The following is a 15,669-nucleotide window of genomic DNA, read 5'->3' as shown; positions in this document are numbered from 1 at the left end:
GGCCGTGGAGTGCCCTTCGTGCTGGAGACGAGCTCGACGTGGCAGGGCTGGTGACAGATTGTTGCAGTTAGAAGCTGTGTCACAACCTCTTTCCCCAGGTCACCAGGGGTGACGTGGGGGTGATGCCGGGGGGCCCGTTCGGTTTGGCGTCGATGGACGGTGAAGCAAACGGCGGCTGTTGACGGCTTCCTCAAAGAGCTGGTGCTTGGCTAGGCCTCGCGTCGGAACAGGGCCGTCCAGAGGAAGGGTCCGCCGAAGTAGACGGACTCGATCGGTTCGTCGCGCATGAGCCGAAGTTCGACCTCTGTGAGGTTGGAGAAGATCCGGCGCAGGGACTGTGGGGTGTAGGCGAGTCCGCCGTGGAGGCGGGCGTCACGGTAGAAGGCCGCGTCGGGGAGGTCGGATCCTCCGCTTTCTCCGTCGGTGAAGCAGGTGAGTGCGAAGTGGCCGCCGGGTGCGAGAAGTTGGTCGAGCAGGGCGAGGTAGCTGATGCGGCGGTGGGGCGGCAGGTGGTGGAAGCAGCCCGAGTCGTAGATCAGGTCATAGCGTCCGCTCAGCTCGGTGCCGGCGAGGGCGAAGGCGTCTCCTCTGTGGAACCGGATGTGGGCTCCGGTCTCACGGGCGCGCTCCTCGGCCCAGCCGACGGCTGCCGGGGAGAGGTCGACGGCGTCCACCTGGAAACCGAGGGAGTCCAGATAAAGGGCGTTGCGTCCGGGGCCGCAGCCCAGGTCCAGCGCCCGGCCCGGGGTGATGAGCCGGCGGTCGACGTATGAGGCGAGATTCTCGTCCGGCTTGGCCTCGAAGAACGGCACAGGTTTGGAGCGGTCGGCATAGAAGGTGTCCCACCAGGCGGCTGCGTCGCTCGTCCAGCGGTCGGCGTCCGGCGTGAACAGGTCGTCAAGGAGTTTCAGCACGTCCTCGACGGTGCGGATGTTCCGGTCCATACGGCCCCCTTTCGCGGTGGGGAGACAGTACGGCTAGAGAGCACAAAAACCCAGCTCAGCGTGTATGCCGCGACGGCGTGCAAGGCCGGTAGTGAGGATCGGAGCGGGGACCGCGAGCTGCGCTCAAGGCCCGGCAGGCGCGGCCGCCCCTTCCCCTGCTGAAAGGCGTCACGGCGGCTTCCAGGGCGACGCTCAAGCCAGTTTCTAAAGTCGCTCTTCAGACGGCTGCCGCGAGGGTAGATGTGACCTCTCGGGGCGGTGGTGGTGTCGGGACAGGCGGCGGGACATGAGGGTGATGAACGCCCACTGGATATGGGCTTCGGCGTGGGCCATGAGGCGTTCGTAGTCCCTCGCGTTGCGCCGGGCCCTCATCGTCCACGAGTTGCTTCGTTCCACCACCCACCTCTTGGGCAGCAGAACGAAGCCCTTGGCATCTTTTGGGCGGGGAACGACTTTGATCGTGATGCCCAGGGTGTCCTGGGCCCAGGTGCTGAACTCCTCGCCGCCGTAGCCGTTGTCCGCCCAGACCAGGACGATTTCGGGGTGTTCGGCGTGAAGACGAGTCAGCAGGATGCGGGCGGCGTCGCGGTCCTGGACATCGGCGGAGGTGACGAGCAGGTCGACGAGCAAGCCGTCCTGGTCAACGATGAGATGCCGCTTCCGCCCATTTATATGTTTGTTCGCGTCGTACCCTCGCGTCGCGTTCGACACGGTCTCCGCACCTTTGACGGACTGGGAGTCCACGATCACCCGGACCGGCCAGGGACAGCGCCGACGGCGCAGCCGCAGCCGTCGGCGGAGCTGGTCAAGGATCCGCCCCAGCACGCCGGCCTTCGCCCAGCGGGCGAAGTACCCGAACACGGTGCGCCAGGGGATACCGAAGTCGGCGGGCAGCGCCCTCCACTTCGCCCCATTGTCGGTGATGTAGCGGATAGCGTCGACCACGCAGCGGCGGGGCCACTTCTCCGGGGCGCCGCCCTTGGAGGTCTGGCATGCAGGAACGGGGAGAAGGGGCTCCAGCAGCAACCATTCCACGTCACTGGTGTCGGAGGGGTAGCGGTAGCGCGGCAGCATCACGAGACCCGGGCCGCGATCTGGGGGTCAGGAGCCAACTGCGGTGTGATCGCGGCCCGTTGCCTGCCTTCCTGCTCTGCTTCACTCCAAGTTGGCCAGCAGCTGAAGGGTGGACTCGATTGCGCCCATCTGGGCCATGACGGTGCGGATATAGGGGTCGTTGGGGGTCTTCTTCTGGTGCGGGAAGAGGATCCCGGCGACGAAGTTGGCGACTCGGTGGTGCACGGTGTCGAAGAAGGCCCGCTCGTAGCCGATCCACACCTCCGGCGCGTCGTCCAGCAGCCGGTATCCCCACTTTCTGTCCCAGGTCACGGGCGGAAGGCCGCGCGCGGCTGCGACCTGGCGCAGGTGCCACTCCTTCAACTGGGAACGGGGTTCCACGAACGGCGGCTGCAAGTGGATCGTCTCCAATCATGGGACCGCCAAGCTCCCGGCGCTCTCGCCCTACATCGCCCACTCGTGAGTTGAGGACGATCTGATGAAGCCTTCCCTGCTGGCCGTCGGCCTGTCCGCCTTGGTGCTCGTGTCCGCCTGTTCCGGTGGCGCGACCGCCACCCACGCGACGACGCCTCCGGCGAAAGCGATGACGGGGACCGGCACGATCCCCTCTCCGGTGCAGACCCCGACGAAACCGGACCGCCTACCCAATCCGGTCCAGTCTCCGCTTCCTGTCGGGTCGAAGACGCTATACACGGGATCGGGTCACGGTGCGCGCGGTTTTACGCTTCCCGCATCAGCGGGGAAGGCCTCATCCATCACGGTGATGTGGACATGTGCCGGCCCTTCCAAGTTCAACATCACCGCCGCCGGACATACCCTTGCCGGATCTCAGTGCGGTGACGGGACCGGTGTATTTGGCGCCAAGATCCCGCACGCCAATATCCACGAACTCGTGTGGAAGTTCTCAGCTGACAATTCGGTGGTTTGGCGGATCGTCGTGACCCAACCACCTGAGAACTGACCTCGGTGTTGCGATGGTCCGTCAGCTGCTGACGGACCCGTGACCTGCTGGGGTCTCCGGCGACCACGCTTGGCAGCGGCGTGGTTCACCGCGTACCTGTCGGACTGCGTGCGGCGCATAGGGGGCTGTTCGTCCTCTTCCTGCGGGACGGATCGATGTGGCAGGGCTACCCCCGCTGCTCGTCCCTACGCGGTTATGTCCATCGCATGCCGATGGTGGACAGTTGCTCGATCCGCTCCGGGGACAGGTTCGCGGCTCTGCTGCGTTGGTTGCTGATCCATGCTCCGAGCCGGATCTGCCGCTCTTCCTGGTCCTCGCCGTCGACGCCGGCCACGATCGTCTCGATGTGTTTGCGCGGCACCTGGAGGTGGCCTTCGCGTTCGTAGTACTGCTTGGTGGCGGCGTAGCTGAGGGCCCATTTGTCGGCCTGGCTACGGCGCGGCTTCGGTTTCTCGTCCTCGGCCGCGGGCTCGATCCCGAGGACGTGCTCCAGCATCCACTGCTGCACGCTGGTGAGCTTGTCCCAGCCCAGGCGCTGGGTGCGTACCCACCGGCCGAGGTCCTCGCCCTGGTGCATGACGGTGCCCGGCTCCATCGGGAGCTTGCCGCCGGCTTCGAGGTGGAGCCGGGTGAGGCGGAAGGCGCGTTGCCATTCCACTGGCCAGGCCGGGCACCATGAGGGGTCGATGTCCTCCCGCTGCTCGCGCCGTTCCTCCGTCAGCGCGCCGGTCGCCGATCCCACCGGCAGGCCTTCGGCGCGCCGCTGCTCGATCTCCTGCGCTTTGCGGGCGGCGGCCCGCTGGATTCTTCAGCCAGATGCCCACCTTGTATCCCTGGTAGGTGGCGTCCAGGGTCGCCAGGAGGTGTCCGTTCTCTTTGGCCCAACCGCGGGCGGCGGCCAGGCCTTCTTCCCATGCGACGTCGTAGTGCGACCAGATCATGCCCAGCTTCTCCAGCTGCTGGACGCGGTCCTCGTCCATGTCGCCGCGGGCGTAGAAGCGGCGAGCGTCGGCGATCCACTGCCCCAGCGGGAACGCGGCCAGCGAGGCCGGCCATCCCTCGGCCTCCACCGCCTGGTCGTCGCCGCCTGGCACGCGGTACGTGAACGGCACCGTGAGATCGCCCTGTTCGCGGGCGTAGATGACGGCGGCCTCTGTGAGTGTTCGGACGGACGGAACGGGTTGTTCATCATCGGCTCGTTGGGCACAGTGTTCACGAGCGTGTGCGGCATAGCGATCCGGTGTGGGACGGACAACCCGTCCCAGGCGTGGTCCGGCGCAGGAACTCCTGCTGACGTCAGCGTCGCGGTGTCAGCGCCGGCGGGTAGGGGGGCGTGGTGACGGGGATCGAGATCGTGGTCGGGTACCTCTGTGCATGGGGTGTCCGCAAGGCCCGGCGAGTGGGCGATCGCGCGGATGAGGAGGTCGACCGGGCGCTGGACGCGGGAATGGACCGTCTACACGACCTGGTCAGCCAGAAGCTCGGGGAAGACACCGCGTTGCAGCGGCTCACGGAGGAAGCTGCCAGCGGGCAAAGCGCCCCTAGCGACCGCACGCGGCAGCGGGTCCAGCTCGCTTTGGAGGACGCCGCCGAACACGATCCCGCGTTCGCAGCCGACCTGGAGTACGCGGTCCAGCACTTGCGGGCCATGGACCGGACGGCCGCAGACCATATTGAGTTCCAGCACAACACCTTCCACGGCCCGGTCCAGGTCAAGGGCGTACAGCACAACCACCCGGGCGCCACGCGGTGAATGGAGGCGACGAGCCGCAAGGACCCGGTGACCGGATCGACTTCCGGAAGAACACCTTCCACGGGCCATTTCAAACGGAAGGTGTCCAGCACATTCACTACCACGCGGTGTCCGAGGACGCAGAGCCTATGCAGCGGTGGCGCGGACGGAAGTTGGTGATAGCCACGGCCTTGATGCTGCTATTCGCTGCGGGCGGGGCTTACGCGGTGTATGGGGCGGGGCTGGCCGATTCAGCCCACGCCGGTACTTCACCTCCCGTCACAGGGGAAGTTTCTGGGCCCTCGCCGGGAGGGACGCCCAGCGGGCTGCCCGTGACGCGGCCGCTGCATCCCGGCTCTGCCGCGCTTCCGCCGAACGTGCAGATCCAAGCGGATTACAGCAGCGACGGCTGCACCGGCGTGACCTACTATGCAGAGACAGCGGACGAGTACCGGCACGGGCAGCGGAAGACGGCGAAACGGCTGGGTCCTGGAGTCATCGACATCACCACGCAGACGTCTTCCAGCGAAGCGGTGCTGCTGATGGGGATGCGGGTGCTGGTCCTGCAACGAAAGGCGCCCCCGAGCACTGGCATCGTCGTCCAGGATGGACAGTGCGGAGGAGCGGAAAGTGTCAGGCCCTTCTGGACCGACCTGGACAAGCCCAATTCACCGATCATCGCTGAGGCGGATCCAGGAGGGCCTGGGGACCCAGGACACCCTCCAGTGACCTTCCCGTTCAAGGTCTTGCGGAATGATCCCGAGGTGTTCGAGCTCACCTCAAAGGACACCACCTGCTTCTGCACCTACGCGGTAGAGATCGACTGGGTCGTGGCAGGCAAGGCAGGTAAGACGATCCTGAACAACGGCGGGTCAGGGTTCTGGGTCGGAGCCGCCCCGCAGCTCCCGGCCTACAAGAACCCACTACAGTCTGCAAATCCGAATGCACTGATACGTGCGAAGTACCAGCAGCTGTTCCCGTAGAAGGCCTTCGACCGGGATCGGTGACAAACCCAGGTCATCAGGACCCCCGCTGTGGGCGGATCCGCCCGAACCGAGAACTGAGCGCCGGGCGGGGGTCGTCCCGCCCAGCGCCCGGAGCGTACGGTCGGCCCCGGCGGCGCCCCACCGGGGAAGGGCGTCGCCGCTGGGGCTGGGGCCGGGTATCGGAACGCGGCGATCGGCGCATTCGCGGCGTCGGACGGATGGACGTCGAGTCTGAGGGCGATCGTGCCGCCACGCTCTCCGAAGGGCACCGGGACCGCGCTCCCGCCTCCCCCCCCCCCCCCCGAGCGGCTGCTGATGCAGTACGCCGGCCAGGACCACCTGGGGTTGGATGAGACACGGGGACTTGGTTCGTCGGGGTTCTCCCACACGCGACGGTAACGGTCGACGATCTCCTCACGCGTCTCGGCGGGTGCAGTGGGCACGGCCGGACCGATGCAGGCCGTCCAGCACGGTTACGAGAAGAACCCCTGGACGTTTCGTCCGGCCGGGCAGCGGCTGTGAGACGCGGATCTGGTGCCCTGGATCTCGGATGCGGTACAACGAGGCGCGTTGACAGACGTGTTCACGCGGGAGGGCAAATGCCAGGAGTCTTACGTCGTCGCGTGGCGAAAATCGTCGGTGCGGGCCTGATCGCGTCGGTTGGGATGACCGTACCGAGTCCGGCGGCGGACGCGGCACCGCCTCGGGCCGCTGAGGCGACCACCATGGTCAAGGTCGATCCCAAACGCGCCTACCAGAACATCGAGGGCTGGGGATCGTCGCTGGCGTGGTGGGCGGAGAGCACCGGCGGGTGGTCCAACAGCAAGGACAAGAACAAGCTCGCCGACAAGCTGTTCTCGCTCAAGGACGGCCTAGGCCTCAACGTCGTCCGCTACGACATCGGCGGGTCCTCGGTCTCCGACCTGTGTCGTCGTGCTCAGCGCACAGGTGCGGCCGTACCCACCTTCGAGCCGCTGCCTGGTGTGTACAACTGGGATGCCGACCCGAACCAGGTCGGGATGCTCAAGGCGGCCAAGGCGCGAGGCGCCAACCGCTTCGAGGCGGTCGCCTACTCGGCGCCCGCCTGGATGACCTTGGACCAGTGCACGTCGGGTGGAGTTCTGGCGGGGGACAATCTGAATCCGCTGTTCTACGGGGCCTACACGCATTACCTGGCCACGGTGGTCAAGCACTTCCACGACACACAGGGCATCACTTTCCACACCCTTGACCCGTTCAACGAGCCCGTGGTCACCCCGTGGAAGTTCATGGGCAACCAGGAGGGCATGAACGTCAGCTGGCCTGCGCAGAATGCCGTACTGGCCAGACTGAAGCGGAGTCTTCAGCAGACAGGCGCGTCCGCGTACACGGCGATCAGCGCCTCCGACGAGCAGTCGGTCAACGGCGCGGTCAAGGACTACCAGCACTACAACGCGGCGAGCCGCGCGACCGTGGCCCAGCTCAACACCCATGACTACCAGGACGGTCAAAACGGAGCCGCTCTCTACGACATCGGGCAGCGGACCGGCAAACCAGTGTGGATGTCGGAGTGGGGCAGCAACGGCTCGCTAGACGGCGACGCCATGAACAACGCCCTGGTGCTCTCCTCGCGGATCAACACCAACGAGCAGCAGATGCACCCGACCGCGTGGTCGATCTGGCAAGCGGTGGACGGCGGCCCGAAGCAGCCGGACGACGGCACATGCAACGACTTGTGGGGCCTGGTGTGCACGAACATCGAACCCTCGGGCCCGGGAACGGCAGGCATCACGCTCCCCAAGCGGTACTACGTCATGGGCAACTACTCCAAGTTCGTCCGGCCCGGCTACCGCATGATCGCCAGAAGTGATCCGGACACGTTCAGCGCGTATGACGCCAAAAGCCACACGCTGGTGATCGTCGCAGCCAACCACGGACGCAGCGGGAAACCGGTCTCCTACGACCTCTCCGGCTTCGCCGCGGACGGCGGCGTGGCCATCGGGCACCGCACCGACGTGAACGAAAACCTCGCGGTCCAGCCCACGATCCCGGTCGCATCGGGACGGTTCGCCGACTCGCTGCCGCCTCGCTCGGTCACCACCTACGTGGTGAAGGCCACCGGTTCCAGGCCGCCGTCGTCAATCGGCAAGCTTGCCCCGCTGCAGATGGGTCAGGACATGTATGTGTTCGGTCGCGCCGCGAACGGCCACGCGCATGCCGACCACTGGGCGCAGGGGGTTGGTTGGTCGGGCTGGCAGGACCTGGGGGGCAACCTTTCCAGCGATGTGTCAGCGGTGCAGTTCGGCCAGCAGGCCCAGGTGTTCGGAGTGGGCGTGAACGGCCACGCGTACGGCGATGTGTGGGACCCCGGCAGAGGCTGGTCGGGTTGGCGGGACCTCGGCGGTGATCTGGTCGGAAACCTCTCGGCAGCCCGCTTTGGGCAGCAGTTGCAGGTGTTCGGCGTGGGGATCGATGGCCACGCCTACGGCGATGTCTGGGATCCAGGCAGCGGCTGGTCCGGCTGGCGAAGCCTGGGCGGCCAGCTTTCCAGCGACGTCGCGGCAGTCCAATTCGGCGCACAGATGCAGGTGTTCGGGGTCGGCGCGAACGGCCATGCCTATGGCGATGTGTGGGATCCGGGCAGCGGCTGGTCCGGCTGGCGGGACATGGGCGGCTGGCTGAGCGGCGACCTGTCGGCGGTGCAGTTCGGGCAGCAGATGCAGCTCTTCGGCCGTGCTGCCAACGGCCACGCGTACGGCGATGTGTGGGACCCTGGCAGCGGCTGGTCGGGTTGGCGGGACCTCGGCGGTGATCTGGTCGGAAACCTCTCGGCAGCCCGCTTTGGGCAGCAGTTGCAGGTGTTCGGCGTGGGGATCGATGGCCACGCCTACGGCGATGTCTGGGATCCAGGCAGCGGCTGGTCCGGCTGGCGAAGCCTGGGCGGCCAGCTTTCCAGCGACGTCGCGGCAGTCCAATTCGGCGCACAGATGCAGGTGTTCGGGGTCGGCGCGAACGGCCATGCCTACGGCGATGTGTGGGATCCGGACAGCGGCTGGTCCGGCTGGCGGGACATGGGCGGCCAGTTCGGCTGACCGTAAGCCGGCGTAGCGGCGGTTTCTTGTCTACTGCGTCGGCGCCGCCGGGCCCGGCTCAACGCAGCGGCGCACGACTCGGTTCGTTGAGAAAGCGACTCGATTCGGTGAGACGGGACACCTGGACTGCCGCCATGTGCCTGGTACTGGCCGCTATCGGGGCGACCCCTCACATGTGGCGCCCGATAGGGGGTCGAGGCCCGTCGGCGGATGCGGTGCAGCGGTGCCGGGCATTCCCCCGGCACCACGCGAAGGGCGCTTGTGCCCCGGCCGCAGCTCAGCCGGATGATCCAGCCACTCCATCGGGCCGCCAGGCAGACATGTTCGTGTAGTGCTGGACCAGCGTTGCTCGGGTCCACGCGCCGTTGGCGTAACGCATGGTGTGGAAGAGCGTGCCGCGGTCATCGCCGGAGGCGAAAACGAGCTGGAGGTTTCCTGCCACGTTGACGGCGGTGACCCCATTCAGCACGGTGCCGTTGAAACCAGCGTGGTTGAAGTCCACCCGCGCGTTGATGTCGTCCCAGGTGCTCCAGTGCCCGTTCGGGCTGCGGACGGTGTGGTACTGCGCGATTTGGCCGTTGGTCAGCACGACCATCTGCAGGCTGCTGCCGAATCCGGCCATGGCCACCTGGATCGGCATGCCCCAGTGGCGGGGAGTGCCGGTCCAGGACAGCACGTTGCTCCACTGCGTCCACCTGCCGTTCGCGCCGAGCGCGGTGTGCAGTACGGTGCGGTGGATCTGGTCCACCGCGGCCACCTGCAGCCCTCCGCCGACCGAGGCGGCCGACAGGCTTTGGAACCAGTCGTTGCGGTAGGCGCCGCCCGGCGCCACCTGGTCGGGAGCGGTCCAGGTGCCGTTGGACTGCTCCATGGTGTGCATTAGGCGGCCGTTGGTGTCGATGTACACCAGGTGCACGTGGGTTCCTACGACGGCTGCCGCGAGGTAGTTCCGCGTCGGCTTGGAGGTCACCGGCACCGGTGCCAGGCCGTGCATCGGGGTGGGGGCGGGCCAGCTGCCGTCCGGTTTCTGGGTGGTCTCCTCCAAGGTGACGTCCCGGCCGCTGGGCTGCTCGATGAACAGACGCAGCCGGCCGTTTTGCACCACGTCGGTGAAGTCGTAGAAGGACCAGCTCTTGAACAGCTGCTTGGTCGGGGCCCACTTGCCGTTGGCGTATCGGGCTGTCTGCAGGACCTCCCAGCTGGCGCCCTGCACAAGCAGATCGAGCCCGCCCTTGCCGGCCATGGCCGCCGGGCGGGCCGGGGCGGCGGCCGCCGTCTGTGAAGCAGCAGGTGCTGCCTGGGGAGTGAGGCTGATCGCGGCGGCGAGGCACAGCTGCGCTATCCGCCGAAGGCATGGCTTCAAGGAACCCTCTGATGCGTAGGAGACAGACGAGGATCCTAGGGGATGCTGTGAAGATCCGAACAGCCGTGCGCCCGGCGGATGATGGACGCCGAACCGAACGGCAGCTGATGGGATCGTCAGGCGCCTGCGGCAAAGGGGGCGAGGATTATCTAGGGGTGCAGACTCATTCCCGCAGTTCAGGGCAGTGGTCCACTTGCCGGCAAGTGAGGCACGTTATCGGAAGTGGTTCGGCCGAACCGCTTCCAGGACTCTCGTTCGGCTGTGACAGCCGTTGGAAGTATCGGCGCGGGTGCGTAGTGGTTGGGGGTTGTTCAGGGTGCTGACCGGCGGCGGGTCAGTCATCGTTTGATGCGTCCGCGAATGGCGAGGGCGCCGAGGGCGAGGAGCGTGGGTTCGAGGAGGCGGGAAGTCATCTCGATGTAGGTGCCGGCGGTGGTGAGGTTCTGGCCGGAGGAGCGGAAGACCACCGAGTTGATGGCGACGCGGGTGGCTTTCTCCGCGCGGGCCGCAGTGAAGCGTTCGCTCCAGCCTCCCCTCAGGGTGGGGTCGGGGTGCTGGTGTGGAGACTGACCTTGCTGCCGTGGAGGGTTCCGGTGGTGGCGGGGTCAGGGTCGTGAGTGGGCAGGCCGAGACCCATGAGCAGCAGTACGGTCAGGGACATGGCGGCGATCAGCCAGCCGAACGCGCGAGACGCGCGCAGGCCGTAGCCGGACAGCAGCCAGTACCCCCACAGGAGGCGGCGTTCCCCTGGCGGGGTGCCGGTCAGGTCGTGGCGGCGCATTTCACACTCGCCGTAGTAGAAGTCCGCGGCGCCGGGTTCGTTCTTGCCGTCCTCGAACGCCTTGCGGAGCTGCCGATAGAGCGCGGCGACGTCCTCGGGGTCGGGAGTGCGGGCTGGCCGGCGCTCTGGGCGCGCCAGTGGTGTTCCTCGGCGAGGGTGCGTCGGCGGGTCCAGCGCGCCGGCCACAGGTGGTGGCGATTCCATCCGGTGGGCGTGGGGGCGAAAGTGGTGCGGCCTTCCAGGCGAATCTGGTCGAGGTGGAAGGCCCCGGAGAACAGGCAGTCGGATAGTAGGACTCCGTTAGGTCTGCCTAGCGGTCCTGTTTGGGGGCACGTTAGGGGTGTGGATGCACATGAAGTGAATCGTGCTCGGGCCGAGTTGGCGTTATTCGTGGCGGATGTGTTCGCGTCGGTGCCGCGCAAGGATCAGCGGGCGAAGGGCGACTGCTATCTGCGCGGACTGATGCTGGACGGGCGGCGTAAGTCGATCCAGCCGATGGCGGAGCGGCTGCCGGACGGCAATGAGCAGAACCTGCAGCAGTTCGTGAACCAGTCGACCTGGGATCCGGTCCCGGTGCGGCGGCGGATCGCCCAGCGGATGGTGCCGCTGATCGAGCCGGATGCCTGGGCGGTCGATGATGTGTCGTTCCCGAAGGACGGGAAGATGTCGGTGGCTGTCGCGCGCCAGTACTGCGGGGCGCTGGGCAAGCGGGCCAACTGCCAGGTCGCGGTGAGCGTGCACGCGGTCTCCGATACCGCGTCCTGTCCGCTGCAGTGGCGCATGTTCGTGCCCCAGGAGTGGGCGGACGATCCGGAACGGCGGCACAAGACCGGGATACCGCAGGAGGTCGGGCACCGGGAGAAGTGGCGCCTGGCCCTGGACAGTATCGATGAGCTGGCCGGGTGGGGGCTGGTGCCGCCGGTGGTAGTGGCCGACGCGGGCTACGGGCAGAACGCCGACTTCCGCGACGGCCTGGACGGCCGGGGCATCGGCTATGTCGTCGCGGTCCGCTCGGATGTGACCGTCCACCCGCACGACGCCGAGCCGGTCGCTCCGCCCTGGTCCGGCAACGGTCCCAAGCCGCAGCCGCGCTACCGGGACAAGCCGTTCCCGGTGGCCGCGCTGGCGGCCGGCCACGGACGGCAGGCGTTCACCGAGGTCACCTGGCGGGAAGGCTCCGGCGGACCGATGCGCTCGCACTTCCTGGCGCTGCGGGTGCGGCCGGCCGGCGTCCGGGCCTGTCGTCTGGCCCGGGCCGCCGCCACCGCCGAGCACGGCCGCTGGGACGGTGTCCTGCCCGAAGTGACGCTGCTGGTCGAATGGCCCGAAGGCGCCGAAGCGCCCACCGACTACTGGCTGTCCAACCTGCCCGCCGATATCACGCCGGCCGAACTGGTCCGCCTGGCCAAGATCCGCTGGCGCATCGAGCACGACTACCGCGAACTCAAGCACGGCCTCGGCCTGGACCACTTCGAGGGCCGCTCCTGGAACGGGTGGCATCACCACGTCACCCTCGTCACCGCCGCCCACGCGTTCCTCACCGAACAGCGGCTGGCCCCAAAAGCCGATACAGCGGACTCACCCTCTACCAGATCCTCGACACCCTCCAGGACCTGCTGAACTGCTGGTCCGGCACCTGCACCACCTGCCACCGCCCCCCTGCCCAGAACAGCCACCACCAGCCCCAACCCAAGAGCCAGAGCAACCTAACGGAGTCCTACTAGGGCCTGTCTGGAGGACCATGGGTCTGTGGCGCTGCCGTAGTCTCCAGGGCCATGTTCGAGTGGTGCCAGTAGATATGCACAACCAGGTTGTTCTGACCTGGAATGTTTCCAAAGAGTAGCGACATGGGTGCGTAGGGCGAGCGGCTGGGCGGGGACGTGGACGCCTGGTTTGGGGTCGGTTGGCCGCCTCGCATCACCAACGGGCTTCCCCTGAGGGCAAGGTCCACCCGAGCGCCGCGGGAGGCGCCAATCGCCGTGTGCTCGGGCGGTGTTCAACGACGTTGGTGGCGGTTGCGCACCAGGCGGACGACGTAGATGGGGGCGCCGATGATGGCGGCGATGACGAGGGCCCAGAACACGAAGTAGGCGGGGCCGGGGTGGAAGCCGGTGATGTTGGCGACGGCCAGGACGGCGGCGAGCGGGTGGTGGTGCATCTTCTGCTCCTGGGGTGTCGGTGGGGCGAGAGTCAGACGACGCGCAGGTCGGGGCCGGGCTGCTGGGTCCGCTCCGGGGCGGTGTCGTGCATCAGGGCGATGTAGCCGTCCTCGACGGTGGCACTGACGCTCTCCGCGTCCGGGGCCGGGGCGCCGGAGCTGATGACCCGGTAGGTGGTGCCGGTGATGCTCGGGGCGACGTTGACCGTGGGCAGCGTCGGCGCCGGGGCGGTGGCCGGCTGGGTGAGGTGCCACACCATGTCCTCGGCGCGGGTGGCGAGGTCGCCGATGGCGCCCTGGAAGGCGACGTGCCCGCGCTCGATCACCACGACGTTCGGGCAGGTCTGCACGATGTCGTCGACGATGTGGGTGGAGAGCAGCACCGTCCGGTCGCCGGCCAGCCTGGCGAGCAGGCTGCGGAACCGCAGCCGCTCCTCGGGGTCCAGTCCCACGGTGGGTTCGTCGACGATCAGCAGCCGGGGGTCGTTCAGGATGGCCTGGGCGATGCCCACGCGGCGCTTCATGCCGCCCGAGTAGCCCTTCACCTTCCGGTTGGCGACATCGCTGAGCGAGACCAGTTCGAGGACCTCCTTGACACGGGCGCGGCGGGCGCGCCGGTCGGTGATGCCCTTGAGCAGCGCCATGTAGTCGAGGAACTGGCTGGCCGTCAGGTCCGCGTACAGGCCGAGCTCCTGGGGGAGGTAGCCGGTGGTGGCTTTGACCTCTCGGCGCTGGCTGCGCGACGTGAGCTCGGTGCCGTCCACCGCGACCGTGCCCGAGGTCGGCAGCAGCACCCCGGTCAGGACCCGCATGAAGGTGGTCTTGCCGGCTCCGTTGGGGCCGAGCAGACCGACCATGCCAACGGGCAGGCGGAGATTGATGCCGTCGAGGGCGCGGACCTCGCCGCGCCGGAAGGTGACGGTCAGATCGGTGATGGTCACGTTGGGCGCGGTCATGACGGGCTCCTCTTGGTGAGCACGAGCTGGGTAATCACGAGGGCGGCGAGCGCCATGAGCAGCAGGAAGGCGATGCTGAGGACGGCCTCGCCGCCGGTCGGGGTGATTCCACGCTGCCTGGCGTCGAGCAGGAAGCCGTGGAACCAGGCACCGGACGGGTATTCGCCGATGGCTTCGAAGGGTGTGCCGGCGGGGGTGGGGATCCCGTAGCGCGGGCCGACCATGTTTCCCCAGATCCAGTAGCCGAACAGACCGATCCGGTACAGCACGGGCCCGGTCAGGTACGGGATGGTGACCGAGCAGGCCGAGATGAAGACCAGCCCGGGAAGGATGATGGCGGCGAACGCCGCGAGGCCGACCGGGATCACCCCGGCCCCGCGCTGGGCGGTCAGGTAGCCGAGCAGGCCCACCCAGGCGACGGCGACCGGTGTGATGGTCGCCGCGCCGGCGCCGATGGCCTTGCCCCACAGGCGCGGGCCGATGCCGGTGGGCGTCGAGGTCAGGAGGTCGTCCAGCTCCAGCCGGGACTCCCGCCGGACGCGGTCGGCGAGGACGGCGCCGACGCCGATCGGGCACAGCTGGCTGAAGTTGTTCGCCCAGTCCGCGACCAGCGTGGCGTGGTCCGTCGTGCTGGTGAAGCCGGGCGGGAAGAGCGTTGCGCAGCGCAGCCCGATCAGCCCGATCACGACCACCCAGACCGCCGGGCGGCGCACCTGCATCAGGTACTCGTAGCGGGCGGCCGCGACGGTCTTCGCCCACCAGCCGCGAGCTGCCGTCGGCGGGGCGGTTCGCTGAAGGACGGTGGTCATGCGGTGTCGCTCCCCACAAATCGTTCGGGATGCCCCAGTAGCAGGCCGGCCGCGATCACGGCGACGACGCCGACGGCGGGCAGGGCGATTCGGTTGACGGTCCATTCGTGCGCCGGGACCTTGGCGGCGACGCCCATGAACATGTACTGCGTCCGCAGCACCGTGTTGTCCCGGATGGCGGGCCCCATCAGCTCCTGGGCTAGCCAGAGGCCCCCGATCAGGCCGCTTGCGGCGCCCGAGCTGCGCAGGCCGATCGCGGTGAGCATCGCCAGTGTGACCAGCCAGAGCATCGGCGGGGCCCACACCAGGACGTAACCGTCCGTGCCCTGCCCCTCGGGCCAGGCGTTCAAGGCGCGGAACACGACGGCGTCCACCAGCGTGACCAGGGCCGCTGGGACCACCACCAGGCCGACACGCAGGAACAACACCCGGCGGTAGACTGTGGTGGTCATGACCAGCTCGGCGCCGGAATCACGCCCCACGATCGAGGAGGCCGCGACGGCGGTGCCGAGCGGGGCGAAGCCCGCCAGGACCGCGCCGGCGGCGATGTTGAGGTGCTCCGCGCTGGCCCCGGTGGCGTGCATGACGATCACCAGGATCGCGCCGCCCAGCGTTGCCGCCAGTGCCGTCACCGGCGGGGCGATGCCGATGACCCGCAGCTCCAATCGGAGGCGGGCCCAGGTGGTCCGGTTCACGTCCACCTGCCGGCTCGTTCGGGCCCGGCGTCGCCGCGAGGTGTGTCGAGGTCTCGTTGCATGCCGTCAAGCCTGCTCACGCCGACCGTGTCCCGTACCGGCCAAAAGTACTGATCGGGCGGATCGGAGCGGTCCTTTT

At 67.9% G+C, this 15,669-nt stretch carries 13 protein-coding genes and 3 pseudogenes; 5 read left to right on the top strand and 11 right to left on the bottom strand.

The annotated features are described in order from the left end of the window. Positions 1 to 209: 209 nt before the first annotated feature. The 3 genes and pseudogenes from GQF42_RS00835 to GQF42_RS00825 form a co-directional block, all read right to left on the bottom strand. Positions 210 to 944 (bottom strand): class I SAM-dependent methyltransferase, encoded by a 735-nt coding sequence (locus GQF42_RS00835; protein ID WP_158916789.1) that lies wholly within the window; start codon positions 942 to 944, stop codon positions 210 to 212. Between the two features lie 267 nt (positions 945 to 1,211). After that, positions 1,212 to 2,018 (bottom strand): annotated as a pseudogene (locus GQF42_RS00830) (IS5 family transposase); the annotation flags it as partial. Positions 2,019 to 2,099: 81 nt separating this feature from the next. Continuing rightward, positions 2,100 to 2,399 carry a hypothetical protein gene (locus GQF42_RS00825; RefSeq protein WP_158916787.1) on the bottom strand — a complete coding sequence of 100 codons (300 nt, stop codon included), beginning with the start codon at positions 2,397 to 2,399 and terminating at the stop codon, positions 2,100 to 2,102. 97 nt (positions 2,400 to 2,496) lie between these two features. On the opposite strand from GQF42_RS00825, the gene GQF42_RS00820 reads away from it, so the two are divergent. Next, a complete protein-coding gene (locus tag GQF42_RS00820) occupies positions 2,497 to 2,979 on the top strand; it encodes a hypothetical protein (protein WP_158916785.1) in 483 nt (160 codons plus the stop codon). Between the two features lie 193 nt (positions 2,980 to 3,172). Here the strand turns inward: GQF42_RS00820 and GQF42_RS47485 are convergent, their stop codons facing one another. Next, positions 3,173 to 3,721, bottom strand: a complete 549-nt coding sequence (locus GQF42_RS47485) for a helicase associated domain-containing protein (protein ID WP_407699473.1) — start codon at positions 3,719 to 3,721, stop codon at positions 3,173 to 3,175. 256 nt (positions 3,722 to 3,977) lie between these two features. Then, a pseudogene (locus tag GQF42_RS47480) lies at positions 3,978 to 4,073 on the bottom strand (hypothetical protein); the annotation flags it as partial. Between the two features lie 242 nt (positions 4,074 to 4,315). Here GQF42_RS47480 and GQF42_RS00810 point away from each other — a divergent pair. The 3 genes from GQF42_RS00810 (at position 4,316) to GQF42_RS00800 (ending at position 8,768) form a co-directional block, all read left to right on the top strand. Next, positions 4,316 to 4,732, top strand: coding sequence for a chromosome partitioning protein (locus tag GQF42_RS00810; protein ID WP_158916783.1), 417 nt, complete (start codon positions 4,316 to 4,318; stop codon positions 4,730 to 4,732). A 311-nt stretch (positions 4,733 to 5,043) separates the two neighbouring features. Beyond that, positions 5,044 to 5,694 (top strand): hypothetical protein, encoded by a 651-nt coding sequence (locus tag GQF42_RS00805; RefSeq protein WP_158916781.1) that lies wholly within the window; start codon positions 5,044 to 5,046, stop codon positions 5,692 to 5,694. Between the two features lie 626 nt (positions 5,695 to 6,320). Next, the gene (locus tag GQF42_RS00800; RefSeq protein ID WP_158916779.1) at positions 6,321 to 8,768 is read left to right on the top strand and encodes a glycoside hydrolase; all 2,448 of its coding nucleotides are present in this window, start codon (positions 6,321 to 6,323) and stop codon (positions 8,766 to 8,768) included. A 277-nt stretch (positions 8,769 to 9,045) separates the two neighbouring features. Here the strand turns inward: GQF42_RS00800 and GQF42_RS00795 are convergent, their stop codons facing one another. Then, positions 9,046 to 10,131 (bottom strand): hypothetical protein, encoded by a 1,086-nt coding sequence (locus GQF42_RS00795; RefSeq protein WP_158916777.1) that lies wholly within the window; start codon positions 10,129 to 10,131, stop codon positions 9,046 to 9,048. Positions 10,132 to 10,469: 338 nt separating this feature from the next. Beyond that, positions 10,470 to 11,202, bottom strand: a pseudogene (locus GQF42_RS47475) (pentapeptide repeat-containing protein); the annotation flags it as partial. A gap of 52 nt (positions 11,203 to 11,254) precedes the next feature. Here GQF42_RS47475 and GQF42_RS00785 point away from each other — a divergent pair. Then, positions 11,255 to 12,532 carry an IS701 family transposase gene (locus tag GQF42_RS00785; protein WP_158916775.1) on the top strand — a complete coding sequence of 426 codons (1,278 nt, stop codon included), beginning with the start codon at positions 11,255 to 11,257 and terminating at the stop codon, positions 12,530 to 12,532. A 376-nt stretch (positions 12,533 to 12,908) separates the two neighbouring features. On the opposite strand, the gene GQF42_RS00780 is transcribed toward GQF42_RS00785, so the two are convergent. Genes GQF42_RS00780 through GQF42_RS00765 form a run of 4 tightly spaced genes read right to left on the bottom strand, consistent with a single transcriptional unit; the run spans position 12,909 to position 15,536 of the window. Then, positions 12,909 to 13,070: a hypothetical protein gene (locus GQF42_RS00780; protein ID WP_158916773.1), complete on the bottom strand. Its 162-nt coding sequence runs from the start codon at positions 13,068 to 13,070 to the stop codon at positions 12,909 to 12,911. A 32-nt stretch (positions 13,071 to 13,102) separates the two neighbouring features. Continuing rightward, positions 13,103 to 14,026, bottom strand: coding sequence for an ABC transporter ATP-binding protein (locus tag GQF42_RS00775; protein WP_158916771.1), 924 nt, complete (start codon positions 14,024 to 14,026; stop codon positions 13,103 to 13,105). Further along, positions 14,023 to 14,835 carry a hypothetical protein gene (locus tag GQF42_RS00770; RefSeq protein ID WP_158916769.1) on the bottom strand — a complete coding sequence of 271 codons (813 nt, stop codon included), beginning with the start codon at positions 14,833 to 14,835 and terminating at the stop codon, positions 14,023 to 14,025. Before GQF42_RS00770 ends, GQF42_RS00775 begins: the two co-directional genes overlap by 4 nt. Further along, positions 14,832 to 15,536 (bottom strand): hypothetical protein, encoded by a 705-nt coding sequence (locus GQF42_RS00765; protein ID WP_199272531.1) that lies wholly within the window; start codon positions 15,534 to 15,536, stop codon positions 14,832 to 14,834. Before GQF42_RS00765 ends, GQF42_RS00770 begins: the two co-directional genes overlap by 4 nt. Positions 15,537 to 15,669 lie beyond the last annotated feature (133 nt).

Source organism: Streptomyces broussonetiae (genome assembly GCF_009796285.1).
Classification (GTDB): domain Bacteria; phylum Actinomycetota; class Actinomycetes; order Streptomycetales; family Streptomycetaceae; genus Streptomyces; species Streptomyces broussonetiae.
This window is presented reverse-complemented; position numbering and strand designations above follow the sequence as displayed.